This is a genomic window from Kitasatospora sp. NPDC004669 (assembly GCF_040609455.1).
Lineage (GTDB): Bacteria > Actinomycetota > Actinomycetes > Streptomycetales > Streptomycetaceae > Kitasatospora.
This window is the reverse complement of sequence record NZ_JBEXKB010000007.1, coordinates 93,629-107,505: the sequence shown is the minus strand read 5'-3', so window position 1 is coordinate 107,505 and position 13,877 is coordinate 93,629. Positions and strand designations below refer to the sequence as shown.

Annotated in this window: 16 protein-coding genes and 1 pseudogene; 9 read left to right on the top strand and 8 right to left on the bottom strand. The window is 71.1% G+C overall.

The window, feature by feature from the left end; translation table 11 throughout:
- Nucleotides 1-378: 378 nt before the first annotated feature.
- The 3 genes and pseudogenes from ABZW30_RS08585 to ABZW30_RS08575 all read left to right on the top strand — a co-directional run.
- A pseudogene (locus tag ABZW30_RS08585) lies at nucleotides 379-842 on the top strand (permease); the annotation flags it as partial.
- Nucleotide 843: 1 nt separating this feature from the next.
- On the top strand, nucleotides 844-1,347 hold the full coding sequence (locus tag ABZW30_RS08580) for a TIGR03943 family protein (RefSeq protein WP_355670285.1): 504 nt from the start codon (nucleotides 844-846) through the stop codon (nucleotides 1,345-1,347).
- 426 nt (nucleotides 1,348-1,773) lie between these two features.
- Nucleotides 1,774-3,771 carry a putative Ig domain-containing protein gene (locus tag ABZW30_RS08575; protein ID WP_355670284.1) on the top strand — a complete coding sequence of 666 codons (1,998 nt, stop codon included), beginning with the start codon at nucleotides 1,774-1,776 and terminating at the stop codon, nucleotides 3,769-3,771.
- Nucleotides 3,772-3,996: 225 nt separating this feature from the next.
- Here the strand turns inward: ABZW30_RS08575 and rpmF are convergent, their stop codons facing one another.
- The 6 genes from rpmF to rpmB form a co-directional block, all read right to left on the bottom strand.
- Complete coding sequence (gene rpmF / locus ABZW30_RS08570) at nucleotides 3,997-4,167, bottom strand: 50S ribosomal protein L32 (protein ID WP_355670283.1); 171 nt, start codon at nucleotides 4,165-4,167, stop codon at nucleotides 3,997-3,999.
- 28 nt (nucleotides 4,168-4,195) lie between these two features.
- Complete coding sequence (locus ABZW30_RS08565) at nucleotides 4,196-5,434, bottom strand: GTP-binding protein (protein WP_355670282.1); 1,239 nt, start codon at nucleotides 5,432-5,434, stop codon at nucleotides 4,196-4,198.
- On the bottom strand, nucleotides 5,431-5,685 hold the full coding sequence (gene rpsR, locus ABZW30_RS08560; protein WP_355670358.1) for a 30S ribosomal protein S18: 255 nt from the start codon (nucleotides 5,683-5,685) through the stop codon (nucleotides 5,431-5,433). The genes ABZW30_RS08565 and rpsR overlap by 4 nt, the downstream gene beginning before the upstream one ends.
- Nucleotides 5,686-5,728: 43 nt before the next feature.
- Complete coding sequence (locus ABZW30_RS08555; protein ID WP_355670281.1) at nucleotides 5,729-6,919, bottom strand: GTP-binding protein; 1,191 nt, start codon at nucleotides 6,917-6,919, stop codon at nucleotides 5,729-5,731.
- A gap of 123 nt (nucleotides 6,920-7,042) precedes the next feature.
- A complete protein-coding gene (gene rpsN / locus ABZW30_RS08550; RefSeq protein WP_355670280.1) occupies nucleotides 7,043-7,348 on the bottom strand; it encodes a 30S ribosomal protein S14 in 306 nt (101 codons plus the stop codon).
- Nucleotides 7,348-7,584, bottom strand: coding sequence for a 50S ribosomal protein L28 (gene rpmB, locus ABZW30_RS08545; protein WP_355670279.1), 237 nt, complete (start codon nucleotides 7,582-7,584; stop codon nucleotides 7,348-7,350). The genes rpsN and rpmB overlap by 1 nt, the downstream gene beginning before the upstream one ends.
- A 159-nt stretch (nucleotides 7,585-7,743) precedes the next feature.
- Between rpmB and rpmG the strand changes: the two genes are divergently transcribed.
- From rpmG to ABZW30_RS08525, 4 genes are all read left to right on the top strand, one after another.
- Complete coding sequence (gene rpmG / locus ABZW30_RS08540; RefSeq protein WP_280728276.1) at nucleotides 7,744-7,908, top strand: 50S ribosomal protein L33; 165 nt, start codon at nucleotides 7,744-7,746, stop codon at nucleotides 7,906-7,908.
- A 32-nt stretch (nucleotides 7,909-7,940) separates the two neighbouring features.
- Nucleotides 7,941-8,210, top strand: a complete 270-nt coding sequence (locus tag ABZW30_RS08535; RefSeq protein ID WP_355670278.1) for a type B 50S ribosomal protein L31 — start codon at nucleotides 7,941-7,943, stop codon at nucleotides 8,208-8,210.
- A 38-nt stretch (nucleotides 8,211-8,248) separates the two neighbouring features.
- Nucleotides 8,249-9,478 (top strand): GTP-binding protein, encoded by a 1,230-nt coding sequence (locus tag ABZW30_RS08530; protein WP_355670277.1) that lies wholly within the window; start codon nucleotides 8,249-8,251, stop codon nucleotides 9,476-9,478.
- Between the two features lie 375 nt (nucleotides 9,479-9,853).
- Nucleotides 9,854-10,378 (top strand): NUDIX domain-containing protein, encoded by a 525-nt coding sequence (locus tag ABZW30_RS08525; protein ID WP_355670276.1) that lies wholly within the window; start codon nucleotides 9,854-9,856, stop codon nucleotides 10,376-10,378.
- Between the two features lie 348 nt (nucleotides 10,379-10,726).
- Here the strand turns inward: ABZW30_RS08525 and ABZW30_RS08520 are convergent, their stop codons facing one another.
- Both ABZW30_RS08520 and ABZW30_RS08515 read right to left on the bottom strand, forming a co-directional pair.
- Nucleotides 10,727-10,951: a DUF397 domain-containing protein gene (locus tag ABZW30_RS08520; protein WP_355670275.1), complete on the bottom strand. Its 225-nt coding sequence runs from the start codon at nucleotides 10,949-10,951 to the stop codon at nucleotides 10,727-10,729.
- Entirely contained in the window at nucleotides 10,948-11,799 is an 852-nt protein-coding gene (locus ABZW30_RS08515) for a DUF5753 domain-containing protein (RefSeq protein ID WP_355670274.1), read from the bottom strand. The genes ABZW30_RS08520 and ABZW30_RS08515 overlap by 4 nt, the downstream gene beginning before the upstream one ends.
- Nucleotides 11,800-12,163: 364 nt before the next feature.
- Here ABZW30_RS08515 and ABZW30_RS08510 point away from each other — a divergent pair, with 364 nt between their 5' ends.
- The gene (locus tag ABZW30_RS08510) at nucleotides 12,164-12,736 is read left to right on the top strand and encodes an ATP-binding protein (RefSeq protein WP_355670273.1); all 573 of its coding nucleotides are present in this window, start codon (nucleotides 12,164-12,166) and stop codon (nucleotides 12,734-12,736) included.
- A gap of 416 nt (nucleotides 12,737-13,152) precedes the next feature.
- Nucleotides 13,153-13,659, top strand: coding sequence for a hypothetical protein (locus ABZW30_RS08505; protein WP_355670272.1), 507 nt, complete (start codon nucleotides 13,153-13,155; stop codon nucleotides 13,657-13,659).
- Nucleotides 13,660-13,877 lie beyond the last annotated feature (218 nt).

Here is a 13,877-nt window from a genome sequence, read left to right as displayed (position 1 = left end):
AGTGATGACGTTGCCGAGACCTTGCTCAGCGTTTGGCAGGCAGTTGACCTGCCGGCCAGGTGCCGGTGGTGAGGACTCGTGAGAGCGCGCGGGACCACCGCTGCGCCGGGACGTGTGGCGGGCAGCTGCGCCCCCGACCCGTCGGCGACATCTCAGACCGGAGAGCGAGCCCCGGGGCCGCGGCTGGGGCCTGTCCGGGGTTTCGGGCGTTCCTCCGCAGGCACCGCCTAGACTCGCCCCCGGCCGCGCGCTGGGGTGCGGCCGTACCCCAGCTTCCTGCAGCGAAGGAGCGTCCGGCCGCACCCGGTTGCGGGCCCCGTCGGCCGCACCCGCCGCCGGGTCCGCTCGCTCGGCTCGCTCGAAGTACTGGTCGCCGGGATGCTGGCCGTGTTGGTCGGACGCCAGTTCCTGGGCGGTTGGACGGGACCGGCGTGGTTGGAGGCCTGGGGGCGGTCTTTGTCGCCGTCTGCGTGCAGGCGCTGCCGTTCCTGCTGCTCGGCGTGGTGCTGTCGGCCACGATCGCCGCGTTCGCCCCGGCCCGGCTGCTGGAGCGGGCGCTACCGCGGAACCCGTTGCTCGCCGTGCCGATCGCCGGCGCGGCCGGGGTCGTGCTGCCCGGCTGCGAGTGCGCCTCCGTGCCGGTGGCCGAGCGGCTGATCGCGCGCGGAGTGGCGCCGGCCGCCGCGCTGGCGTTCCTGCTCTCCTCACCGGCCGCCAACCCGCTGGTCCTGGTGGCCACCGCCGTCGCCTTCCGGGGCCAGCCCGAGCTGGTGGCGGCGCGCTTCCTCGCCTCCCTCGCCACCGCGGTGGTCATGGGGCTGCTCTGGGCCCGGTTCGGCCGCCTTGCTGCTCTGCCTCGCCCCTCCCCCGCTGGGCTCGTTCAGCGCGAACCGGGACGGCACGGACGCCGTCGTCGAGCAGACCGGCTACACCCCGCTGACGCCGCCGGCCCCGGGCGCGTCCGGCGCCGCCATCGACCCCTGGGTCGGCGTGGTCACCCCGATGTCGCTCACCGAGTTCATCGGCCGCAGTCGCGACCCGGAGCGGAGTCTGGAGGGCCGCAAGGTCCGTCTCACCGGCTTCGTCTCCCCCGGTGCGCAGCCCGGCGAGTGGTACCTCAACCGGCTGGTCGTCAGCTGCTGCGCGGCGGACGCCCGCCGCCTGCGCGTCCTGGTGCGCGCCGACGATCCGGCCCCCGCCATCGACAGCTGGGTGGACCTCACCGGCACCTGGAAACCCACCCCGGACGCCCCCACCACCGCCGCGCCACGCATCGACGTCTCCGAGCAGCACGCCGTCCCCCAGCCGCGCGCCCCGTACCGGGACCTGCCGCCCTCGGACCGGTAGCCGCCACCCGGCGCAGGCGTCGCCGGGGGCCTGCCAGCCGGGGCTCCCAGGCGGGGAGAGGGTCCTCGGGCGCCTCCGCGCGCCAACTTGCCTTACTCGTTGGGCAATTCATGGGCAAGGCCCGGTAAAGGCTGGGACCGGCGTCTTGAGGGCATGGACAACCCGTCAGTAACGTCATGAGCACGCCACACGACCAGCTGCGCGTACGGCGTCCTCCAGCATGCCGTAGGCCTGTCATGCCGTCACGACACGCAGATTTCCCCGGGATCCCCCACCTCCCGTACAGCGCAAGCACCAGCCGGTCCGCGGCCATCCGCCGGGACCGGCCCGCACATGCCGTGATCCGTCAGCACGGGCCCGAGCCCGTACCGGCGAGCACCCCCATGCCGGCACCGGCCGCGCCCTCACCCCACGGAGGGTCGACTCTTGCGCCACCACACCCCCAGCGGCCCGCGGCTGCCCAAGCCGCGCAGATTCCTCGCCGCCCTGCCCGCCCTGGCCCTGGCTGCCACCGGCCTGCTCGCGGTCACCGCCCCCACGGCCACCGCGACCGCCGACAGCGCACCGCACTCCGCCGTCGCCGCCAAGCGGTTGTGCGCCGCCCCCAGCCACCCCGGCGAGATGGCCTGCCTCGCGCTCGCCCGCACGGACATCGCCCAACAGGCCACTCTGGCGCCGAACATCACGCCCTCGGGCTACGGCCCGAGCGACCTCGCCTCCGCGTACAAGCTCCCCGCCTCGGCCGGGTCCGGCGCCACCGTCGCCATCGTCGACGCCCAGGACGACCCCAACGCCGAGTCCGACCTCGCCGCCTACCGCTCCCAGTACGGCCTGCCCGCCTGCACCACCGCCAACGGCTGCTTCAAAAAGGTCGACCAGCGCGGCGGCACCAGCTACCCGACGGCCGACAGCGGCTGGGCCGGGGAGATCTCGCTCGACGTCGACATGGTCAGCGCGGTCTGCCCCAACTGCCACATCCTGCTGGTCGAGTCCGACGACGCGAACATGGGCAACCTGGGCGCCGCCATCAACACCGCCGTCTCGATGGGCGCCAAGTACGTCTCCAACAGCTACGGCGGCCCCGAGGACTCCACCGACCCGAGCTCCGACGCCAGCTACTTCAACCACCCGGGCGTCGCCATCACCGTCTCCTCCGGTGACTCCGGCTACGGCGTCGAGTACCCGGCGGCCTCGCAGTACGTCACCGCGGTCGGCGGCACCAGCCTCAACCACGCCTCCAACGCCCGTGGTTGGAGCGAGTCGGTGTGGGGCAGCAGCTCGGGCGGCAACGGCGCCGGCTCCGGCTGCTCCGCCTACGACCCCAAGCCCGGCTGGCAGCAGGACACCGGCTGCGGAAAGCGCACCGTCGCGGACGTCTCCGCCGTCGCCGACCCGGCCACCGGCGTCGCGGTCTACCAGACCTACGGCGGCTCCGGCTGGAACGTCTACGGCGGCACCAGCGCCTCCGCCCCGATCATCGCCGCCGTCTACGCCCTCGCCGGCACCCCGGCCGCCGGCACCACCCCGGCCTCCTACCCGTACGCGCACCCCGGTTCGCTGTACGACGTGACCAGCGGCGCCAACGGCAGCTGCTCACCGTCCTACCTGTGCACCGCCGGCACCGGCTACGACGGCCCGACCGGCCTCGGCACCCCCAACGGCACCGCCGCCTTCACCTCCGGCTCCACCGGCGGGAACACCGTCACCGTCACCAACCCCGGCAACCAGAGCAGCGCCCAGGGCTCCTCGGTCAGCCTGCAGATCCACGCCAGCGACTCCGCCTCCGGCCAGACCCTCAGCTACACCGCGAGCGGCCTGCCCGCCGGACTGTCCGTCAACTCCACCACCGGCCTGATCACCGGCACCGCCAACACGACCGGCAGCTACACCGCGACCGTGACCGCCACCGACGGCACCGGCGCCAGCGGCTCCACCACCTTCGGCTGGACCGTCACCGGCAGCGGCGGCGCCTGCACCGCCGCCCAACTGCTCGGCAACCCCGGTTTCGAGAGCGGCAGCGCCGCCCCCTGGACGGCGAGCGCCGGGGTCATCGACAACAGCAGCAGCGAGCCCGCGCACAGCGGCAGCTGGAAGGCCTGGCTCGACGGCTACGGCAGCACCCACACCGACACGCTCTCCCAGTCGGTGACCATCCCCGCCGGCTGCAAGGCCACCCTCAGCTTCTACCTGCACATCGACACCGCCGAGACCGGCACCACCGCCTACGACAAGCTGACCGTCCAGGCGGGCGCCACCACCCTGGCCACCTTCAGCAACCTCAACGCCGGCAACGGCTACACCCTGCGCAGCTACGACCTCTCCTCCCTCGCCGGCCAGACCGTCACCGTCAAGTTCACCGGCACCGAGGACTCCTCCCTCCAGACCAGCTTCGTCATCGACGACACTGCCCTGACCACCTCCTGACCCCCAACCTCCGGAGGGGTCGCAGCTCGTGTGAGCTGCGGCCCCTCCGACGCCACTGCGGCGGCCATTCGACCACGCGGCCGGGCGCAGCCCGCACCTGAACCCGGGCCTGTGCCGGATCAGGACGACGTCCTCGTCCGTGAGGGCGAGGAGGTGGCGGGCGTGGTTCTTGAGCGCGGCCAGCTGGGCGGCCTGGCGCGGGGATGCCGGCCTGGGCATGACGTCTCAGGACTCGGGGGTCAGCAGGCGGCGCTCGTAGGCGCGGACCAGGTTGCGGGGCACGAGGTGCTCGAGACCGTCGATGGTGATCGGTACCAGCTGGGGCGTGGTCGCCTTCCAGTTGGCGCGGCGGTGGCGGGTGTTGCTGCGGGACATCTTGCGCTTGGGGACGGCCATGCCGATTCCTCCTGGTGGGTGGTGATGGTTACGCGTGGGAGTGGTCGTGGTCCTGCTGGAACTCGTACTCGTCCCACACGGGGAACGGGTCCTCGAACGCCGTCCAGACGTGCGGCCCAGCCGCGTGCTCGGCGCCGTCCAGCAGGCAGTAGGCGAGCGCGGCCCGCAGCTCGTCCTTGCGCAGACCGGTGCCGATGAACACCAGCTCCTGGCCGCTGTGCACCTGCTCGTCGCCGAGGCCGGTCAGCGCCGTGGCATCGGTCAGACCGGCCAGGCCCGTCGCCGGGCTCACGGTCGAGCGCATGCCGGAAGGCTCGAAGCGGGCGACCGAGCCTGCCTGGGACCACAGGCCGGTGACGGCCGGCCGGGAGGCCAGCCAGAAGAAACCCTTCGAGCGCAGTACCGTGCCAAACTCCCCCGCGTCCAGCCTGCGGCTCACCAACTCCCAGAGCCGGCCGGGGTGGAAGGGCCGTTCGGCGCGGAAGACCAGACTGCTGATGCCGTACTCCTCGGTCTCCGGCACGTGGTCGCCATTGAGCTCGGCAACCCAGCCCGGAGCCTCCTGGGCCTTCGTCAGGTCGAAGAGCCCGGTACCGAGCAGTTCGGCGGGCGGGACCTTGCCACCGGTCGCGCGGACGATCCGGGCCGCGGGATTGAGCCGGCCGAGCGCGGCGGCGAGCCGATCGGCCTCCTCGGCCGTGACCAGGTCGGTCTTGTTCAGGACCAGCACGTCGGCGAATTCCACCTGGTCCATCAGCAGGTCACTGACGGTGCGTTCGTCGTCCTCGTACTGGTCGAGCCCGCGGGCCGCCAGCTCGTCGCCGCCGCGCAGTTCGGGCAGGAAGTTCGCGGCGTCGACCACGGTGACCATGGTGTCCAGGCGGGCCACGTCGCCCAGGGTCGCGCCGTCGTCGCGGGCGAAGGCGAAGGTGGCCGCAACCGGCATCGGCTCGGAGATACCGCTGGACTCGATCAGCAGGTAGTCGAAGCGCCCGGCCTGGGCGAGGCGGTCGACCTCCTCCAGCAGGTCGTCGCGCAGGGTGCAGCAGATGCAGCCGTTGGTCATCTCGACCAGGCGTTCCTCGGTCCGGGAGAGCGCGCCGCCGCCGTCGCGGACCAACGCGGCGTCGATGTTGATCTCGCTCATGTCGTTGACGATGACCGCGACCCGCAGGCCGTCCCGGTTGTTCAGCAGGTGGTTGAGCAGCGTGGTCTTGCCCGCGCCGAGGAACCCGGACAGCACGGTGACCGGGAGGCGGCCGCTCACCGGCCCGCCTTCACGGCGGTCGGGCCACCGGAGACGTACGGCAGCAGCGCCATCTCGCGGGCGTTCTTGATGGCCCGGGCCATCGCCTTCTGCTGCTGGACGGTGAGGCGGGTGACCCTACGGCTCCGGATCTTGCCGCGGTCGGAGATGAACTTCCGCAGGAGGTTCGTGTCCTTGTAGTCGATGTACGTGATCCGCGCTTCGTGCAGCGGATTGGGGCGGGTCTTGCGATCCCGGCGGGCGGGGGCGATCTTGATCACAGCTTCCCTGTTTCTGGCGAGAGTTGCGTACGCGTCAGGCGACGACGGGATCGAGCAGTTTCTCGAAGGCGTCCGGCAGGGCCTTCCAGCCCGACTCGCCGGCCGCGAGCTCGACGTCGGTGAGCAGGCAGTGGTCGAGCAGCTCGGTGATCCCGTCCACGTCCAGGCCTTCGGCGGTGAAGCTCAGTTGCTGCACGCGGTCGCCGTGCACCGGGTTCCAGTCGAGCGCCGCGGCGGCACGCCGCGCGGGCGGGTAGAGCTCCCAGGTCGCGTCCGGCAGCGTGGCCAGCCACGGACCGCACTCCTCCACCGCCAGGTTGGCCCCCGCCGCGTCCCACGCGAGCATCAGGTCGGGCCGGTTGGCGAGCCAGAACCGCCCCCGACTGCGCTGCGCGGCCGGCACCAGCTGGTCGAGGGCCTCGTAGAGCCGCTCCGGGTGCAGCGGCCGGCGGCGCTCCCACACGAGCGTGGCCACGCCCGCCTCGTCGGCGGCTTGTGGCAGCAGGGCCAGCGCCGGGTTGACCCGGTCACGGGCAGCCGTCACGTCGAATCCCCCGAGCGCGGCACGAACCAGAGCTCCGGTTCCCAGCCGCGCGGCACGGGCGGTCGGGTGGAGCTGACGCAGCATCGCGATGCCCGCGTGCAGCTCCGTCGTCCCAGCAGCCTGCTCGGCATGGGAGAGGGCGAGCACGTCGGCGTACTCGATCTGGTGGGCGAGCGCCTCCGCCACCGTGCGGTCGTCGTCGCCACAGGTGTGCAGATGATGCTCGAAGAGCTGGTCCGAGACCGACAGTTCCGGGACGACCCGGAGCGGGTCCACGGCCGTGACCACGCCGGCCACGTCCACCACCTCGTGCATGCACCGGTCGTCGGCCTCGCCGCCCGCTATCACCTCGACCAGCGGGTGCGGGTCGCTGCCGCCCCACAGCTCCACCACAGCGAGGCGGTGCCTGCCGGCATCGGCGATCTTCAGCAGTTCGGGCAGCAGGTCCTCCCGCAGCGCGCAGCACGGACAGTCGTTGGTGAGCGGCACGTGGGCCTCGCCCAGCGGGCCGGACGCATCCCAGGCCTTCCGGTCCACTCTGCCCTCGCCGGCCGCGGTCAGGTCGTGGTGCAGGACCACCGCGCCCTCGCAGCCGGCGAGCAGCTCCAGGACGGCCTGGCGGCGCTCGGCCTCGTGCAGGCCGGCGACCACCACCACGGGCAGCAGGCTCTGTTGGGACACGGGTCTTCCTTTCTCAGGCGCCGCACCGGCGTCGGCCGGCGGAGCAGGTCGGGGGTCGCACCCCGGGCCGCACGGACCGGGAGAGTTGGCGCGGTGCGGGATGCGACCGGCATATGAGGCGTGCTACCAGCTGGCCTTGCGCACACCGGGCAGGAACCCGGCGTGGGCCTGCTGGCGCACACCGATGCGGGAGAGCCCGAAGGCCCGCAGGTAGCCGCGCGGGCGGCCGTCGACCGCATCGCGGTTGCGGACCCGGGTGGCGCTGGCGTCACGCGGCTGGCGCTGCAGCTCGGCCTGCGCGGCCAGGCGCTCCTCGGGAGGGGTCGCGGGCGAGGCGATCAGGCGCTTGAGCTCGGCCCGGCGCCCGGCGTACCGGGCGACGACCGCCCTGCGTTGCTCGTTCTTGGCGATCTTGCTGCGCTTGGCCATCAGACCTTCTCTCCCCGGGCGCGCACGACGGCGACGGCCTTCTCGATGCCGAGCCTGTCGACGGTCTTGATGCCCTTGGCGCTGAGCGTCAGGCGGACGAACCGGCCCTCGCTCGGCAGCCAGTAGCGCTTGGTCTGGATGTTGGGGTCGAAACGGCGCCTGGTGCGCCGGTGGGAGTGGGAGATGGCGTTGCCGAAACCGGGCTTGCGACCGGTGAGCTGGCAGTGGGCGGACATGGCGACTCCGTGCCGGTGAGGACAGCGACGGCAGCCGGGGCCGACCCATGGGAATGCAGCCGCTGCCGCGAACGTTGACCCGACACTACACTAGATGAAAACGAAAACCATTACGCTATGGTGAGGCCCACGCCAGCCCGACACACCGGAAGGACCCCGATGGCCCGCAACGAACTGCGCCCGATCATCAAGCTCCGCTCCACCGCGGGAACCGGCTACACGTACGTGACCCGCAAGAACCGCCGCAACGACCCCGACCGCCTGGTGCTGCGCAAGTACGACCCCGTCGCCCGCGCGCACGTCGACTTCCGCGAAGAGCGCTGACCACCCACCCCACCTGCCACCCGGAGAACCACATGAAGCCCGGCATCCACCCCGCCTACCGCCCCGTCGTCTTCCGCGACAAGGCGGGCGACCTCGCCTTCCTTACCCGCTCCACCGCCACCAGCGACAAGACGATCGAGTGGGCGGACGGCACCACCTACCCCGTCATCGACGTCGAGATCTCCTCCGCCAGCCACCCCTTCTACACCGGCAACGCCCGCGTCCTGGACACCGCCGGCCGCGTCGAACGCTTCCAGCGCCGCTACGGCCTCACCGGTTCCAAGCCCGGCACGGCGAGCTGACATACACCGACTCGTCCGGTGCACCAAGGAGGAATGAGTTGACCCCGCAGGGCGAGCCTCGCCCGCTGCCTGTCACCGTGCTCGGCGGCCTCGCCACCGGCGTCCGAGACTGCGTCGCCGACCTGGCACGCATCAAGGTCCCGGGACTCGCGGTGCTCACCGTGCGGGTCGACTCCGACGGCCGTACGGCCTCCTGGCAAATGTACGAGCGCCGCGGACCGGTCGGCGGCGGCACACTGACGCCGGCGCGGCCGTGCTCCTCCGACGCGCTGCCGCCGGCCCTGCTCGCCGTCCTGCTGCGACTGGCGCGCACCGCCCGCTACCGGCACCTGCTGCTCACCCTGCCACCGGGCATGGCGCCGGACCTGGTCGCCCTGGATGTGGCGGAAGGCCACATCCGCGGGCAGGCACTCGCCGACCACCTGCGCATCGACACGGTCGCCGCCTGCGTCGACCTGTCGCGGCTCGAGGACGATCTCGACTGCGGCGACCGGCTCCTGGACCGGGGACTGGCCATCGGCCCCGCAGACCGACGCACGGTCGCCGAGACCGCCGCCCGGCACCTCGAGAGCGCCAGGACGGTGGTGACCTCGAACGCACACGATCCGGATCCCGCCGCCTCCGCACGCGCCGTTGCCCTGGTACGCCACCTCTCCGCGTGCCACTCAATGGCCCACATCTGCCACGACCCGCTGACCGGAAACCTCTGGACACCCACCCTCTCGGCACTGATCGGCCAGAACCACTTCGACACCAACGACGTACGGGACCGGCACGGCCCACTGCCCGCCCCCCGACAGCCGCGCGCACCGGAGTTCGGCGTCCGTACCACGTACTGGTCATCCCGCCGACCCATGCACGCACAACGCCTGTACGACGCACTGGCGCAGATCTGCGCAGGCGTCATCCGCGGACACGGGCACCTGTGGCTCGCCAACCGACCCCAGTCCATCCACCGGTGGGAGTCCGCCGGCGAGCACCTGGCCATCCAGACCGCAGGCACCTGGCTGCCCGAAGAGGACGGCAGGGCATGGCACGCGGTGCCGGCCGAGCGGCGCACCTTCGCCGCGCTGCTCTGGCACCCCTACTACGGCGAGCGCCGCTGCGAACTGACCTTCACCGGCATCGACCTCGACATCCCCTCGCTCCACGAGCGGCTGAACAGCTGCCTGCTCACCGACTCCGAACTCGCCCTCGGAATGGACCACTGGCTACTGTCCGAAGACCCTTTCGCCGAAGCCCTTGGGACCGACCCGCCGTCGCACTGACATCCAGCGATCACCATGCCTGGCCGAAGCACCTGCACCCTGTGGGTGCCGTCTCGCCACCTGGCGCGGTTGCCGCTTCTGCGAGCATTGTCGGCGTGCGCGTCCATGGGCGCCGAGACGATCCGCTGTGGTGCCAGCGCACCACCCTTGATTTATCGGCAGTGCCGGCGCGCCTGACAGCAGGGGGCGCGGGCGCCGCAAGCGCCGGTACTCGAAAACGCCCCGTTCAACCAGAGTGCACCCGGAATCTCCCGGCTTGAACGAAGGATTCGAACAGCACCATCATCACTACTGCCAGCCATCCAGATGCTCCAAATCGCGACGCCTGGCGCTTAGTTCACGCGCGCCTGAGTACGCGCCCTTCCAAGCAGCGTCATGCAGCTGCTGGCCGCACTCCTGCCGACTGGGTCGAACGCGCCTCTGCTGCGTTCGCCGCTACCGAGAGGACGCCCTATGCCGGACACACCCACGATGGTCGTTGGAGTCCACTTGGTCCTCGTCAAGGACGGCCGTGTCCTGCTGGGACGCCGGCGAAACACGGCCTTCGCCGAGGACCACTGGCACGTCCCCGCCGGCCACCTGCTCGAAGGAGAGTCGATCACACGGGGCATGGTCAGGGAGGCAGATGAGGAACTCGGGATCACGATCCGCGAGGAGGACCTGGATCTCGTCCATGCCGTACACCACCTGGATGCCGACGACGGCAAGGGCCGGCTCCAGCTGTTCTTCAAGCCCAGGGCGTATGTCGGGCAGATCACGAACCGGGAGCCGGAAAAGTGCCACGAGCTCAAGTATTGGCCCATCCGCGAACTGCCGGCCCCCGTGGTCGACTACACCACGCACGCGCTCGGCCGGATCACGGCAGGAAGCCTCGTGTCGGTCTACGGCTGGTCAGCGTGACCAGGCCACCGAAAGTCGCCCACGACGCCGCCGAGGCCGTCGTCCGCCTCGTGCCCCAACGCGGCAAGCCCGCCGCCGGTGAAGCGCCGGTATAACACCCGAACCGGGGTAAGCCCTTCACAGCCCACCCCGTTCGGCTCCGGCGTTCTCGCCTCTGCCCCTTGGCGGCAACGCGTGCGCAGTCAGCCATAGCGCCAGTCGTGGCCGGTGCGTACGATCGACGGGCGCGCGCTCACGATTGTGGCCCCGATACCCTACGGAGGTACCGGGGCCACAACCGTGTTCAGGCAATGACGCAATTGTCGTCAGCCTCGCAGGCCGGCACGCTACGGAAGTGCCGGCCTGCGATCATGCCTGGACGGGGACCAGGGCGCCCGTGCCGACCGCGTGGGCGAACGCGGCCCACGCACGGGGCTGGTGTCGGTGGGCCGGGCCGGTCGGGTTCTTGAGGTCGGAGACGATCACCTCTCCAGCCACTCCGGCAGCACCGACGCAGTCCGCGCTCTGGTTGCTGTACGACGACTTCCGCAGGACGACACCGAGTTCAGCGGTGTTCGGGTAGTAGTTGCTCACTTGATCGTGTCTCTCTTTTCGGTGATGAATGCGAGCGACTTGTCCAGAGGAAGGGCCTCGGCCGTGATCTTCTGGAAAGTCGTGTGGAACTCCCCCACCGACTCCCGGTCCTCAATCCACAGTTCGGTCTGCTGTGCAGCGACGAGCACGACGTCGAGCGCGGGACGGTAGGGAAATCCGAGGATGGTCAGCGCACCGTTCATTCCGGGGTTCAGTGCGCAGTCCGATGGCATGATCTGGATGTTGACGTTGGGGAAGCGGGTGAGCTGTATCAGCCGTTCCATCTGCGCCCGCATGACGTCCGCGCCACCGCCCTTGACGCTCAGGGCTGCTTCGTGGATCACGGCCCAGATCTCCGGCGGCTTCGGGCGCGTCAGGACAGACTGACGGGCCATCCGTACTTCGACTTTCGCCTCGGCCTCCTCCTCCGAGAACCCGCCCAACTCGGTGAAGATCGCCCGCGAGTAGTCGGGCGTCTGGAACAACCCGGGGATGAAGCACGGCTGGTAGGTCTTGACCGCCGACGCCTCAGCCTCCAGGGAAGCCAGGTTGACGGTCTGGTCGTTCACCACGCCGGTATAGCTGACCCACCAGCCCTGCTTGCTGGCGTTCTTGGCGATGTCGAGAAGGCCGGCCTTGAGGTCGTCGTCGACCTCGAGGAAGTCGAGAAGTTCTCGTACAGCCTCGGTCGTGACCGCACCCTTCGCGTTCTCCGCCCGGCTGATCTTGTACACGCTCCAGGCCGGCAGGGCCTTGGCCACGTCCTCGGGAAGAAGGTCACGCCCCTCGCGGAGGCGGCGCAGCTCCCTCCCCAGCTGGATTCGCCTCACGGTCTGCTGGAATGCCACCCCTTGCCCCTCCTATGTTGCTCGTCAGCACAGTGTGCCCCTCCGCAGCTGGTGCGCGCTACCAGCTTCAAGCGGCACATGACTCGACATTGCGTACGACCATGCAAGCTTGCACGGTTGGCCGAAGTGGTTGCGCAGATCCTTGCCAGGGTCCATGCTGTGCGTAACGAACCGCACGCACTGCGTTGGCAGTTGCTACGGCAGTTCGGCCAGCATTTGCTGCTCAAAGTGATCTTGATTCACCGTCAGAAACCACCAGGTCGGGTCGCTCGGCCGGGTCCTGACGCCAGTGCGACCGCAACGGCCGCTTCCCCGGAAATATCCCCCAACGCCGTCCGTAGCGGCACACCCCGGAGGAACTGTCATGCCCCTGGTTGAGTTCGAAACTGACGCTTCTCCCGAGGAAGTTGGGCAGATCCGCCGGTCCGTCGTCCCGCTGCTCACCGCCGCCCTGACCCTGACCCCGGAGGAGGCCGAGGACCTGGAGCTGATGGTCTCCGAGCTGGTCACCAACGGGTGGCTGTACGGCTGCCGGAGGCGAGAGGGATCGAAGCTCGGCTTCCGGGCGGACGTGGCCAAGGGCGGCCGGCTGCGGGTGGAGGTGACGGACCCGGCCGCTCCAGGAGTGCGCGTGCAGCGCAGACGGGGCGCGTCCGAAGGCGGCCGCGGGCTGCTGATCATCTCCAGGCTGGCGAAGGAGCACGGGAGCGAGCGGAACTGGGAGGCCGGCGGCACTCGCACCTCCTGGTTCGAGATGGAAATCGCCTCCCTCCTCCCGAAGGAGAGCGAGGAGGAGACCGCCGCGGCTGTCAGCTCGGCCGAGGCCGCGCCGACCTCAACGGTGAACACCGCCGCCCTCAACTCCCGTATCCGCCACGCCCGCCCGACCGTGGTCGTCGGCACGATCGGCCCCCCACCGCTCGCCGCTGCCGCATAGAGCTCCGGCGGCCCCTCTGCACTACGGAAACGAGGGCCGCCAGACCGCAAGGCCCCGCCCCGAGACTGGCGTCCCACGGGCGGGCAGGCACCCCGCCTCCGGCACGCTCCGGCCCCTTCCGTGATTCGGGCCGATGGAGGGGGCGGGGTGCCAGCGGGCCGCACAACGGCGTGCGGCCCGAGCACCAGACCCGTCGGCCTCGCGCGGAGAAGGACTGCGAGCGCGTGATCGGCGGTATCCAGGCGCCTCACTCAGCGCTCCCTCACGGGAGCGCCACAGGTGCCGGGTTGGGTGGCCGAACCGGTGCGGCCACCCAACCCACGTGGGACGGCACCGGGGACGTACGGATGGGAGGAGCGGGGAAGATGGCTGCCCAGGCCAGAGCTGCGAGCGCGAGCAGCACGACGCACAGGCTCGTGAGACGCGGCGCTCCCCCGCCGTACGTCCTCGGTGCTCACTGGCTCGCCCGCGCCAACGCCGACCACCAGGCGGTGCTGCTCAGCTGGACCCGCAACGAGCTGGTGGATATCCGGCTGGGGGTGCGGTGCAACGCCGTACGCGTCACCAACCACCGCCTCGGCACCGCCGCCCTCGGCCAGCTGCAGCAGGTCGCAGAGGTGGTCGGGCCGGTCGGCCCGGTCATCTTCAACGAGGCCCTGCGGTGCGTAGAGTTCCTGATCCCCTGCTCCGCCACCACCATCTGGGACATGCGGGAGAGCGAGTTCCTGCGTGGCAGCCCGAACGTCAAACACAGCCCCGTCCTGCGCTGCCCGCCGCCGGGCAAGGGGCCGGTGCAGGGGCGCCGTTGGCTGGTCGAGCCGGACGGCACCGGCACCCTCACCCACCCCCATAACCTCGCCGCTGCCCTCCGCGCCGCCCGCCGCATACTGCATGGCCGGGGCGGAGCCGGCCTCGCCGCCTAGACCACACCCACCGCCCCGGCTCACCTCCCCAGCCGCCGGGGCCCGCCGCCCGGCGCGCGCCCCCCTCGCGCCCCGGGTGGCCACCCACGGGCCGCCCCTCGCCGAACACCCGCACCGGGAGACCGTCCGGGTAGGCCGGGGAACGCGGGGGCGGGCCCGCCGGAGACCGCCGTGCCCTGGTCCAGCTGAGTGGCCAAGTGGAGCGCGGCACCGCCGCC

Excerpts from the sequence above, each read along its gene's own strand:
- rpmF (WP_355670283.1), bottom strand. The coding sequence starts at position 4,167 with ATGGCCGTCCCCAAGCGCAAGATGTCCCGCAGCAACACCCGCCACCGC.
- rpsN (WP_355670280.1), bottom strand. The coding sequence starts at position 7,348 with ATGGCCAAGCGCAGCAAGATCGCCAAGAACGAGCAACGCAGGGCGGTC.
- rpmB (WP_355670279.1), bottom strand. The coding sequence starts at position 7,584 with ATGTCCGCCCACTGCCAGCTCACCGGTCGCAAGCCCGGTTTCGGCAAC.
- rpmG (WP_280728276.1), top strand. The coding sequence starts at position 7,744 with ATGGCCCGCAACGAACTGCGCCCGATCATCAAGCTCCGCTCCACCGCG.
- ABZW30_RS08535 (WP_355670278.1), top strand. The coding sequence starts at position 7,941 with ATGAAGCCCGGCATCCACCCCGCCTACCGCCCCGTCGTCTTCCGCGAC.
- ABZW30_RS08525 (WP_355670276.1), top strand. The coding sequence starts at position 9,854 with ATGCAGCTGCTGGCCGCACTCCTGCCGACTGGGTCGAACGCGCCTCTG.
- ABZW30_RS08510 (WP_355670273.1), top strand. The coding sequence starts at position 12,164 with ATGCCCCTGGTTGAGTTCGAAACTGACGCTTCTCCCGAGGAAGTTGGG.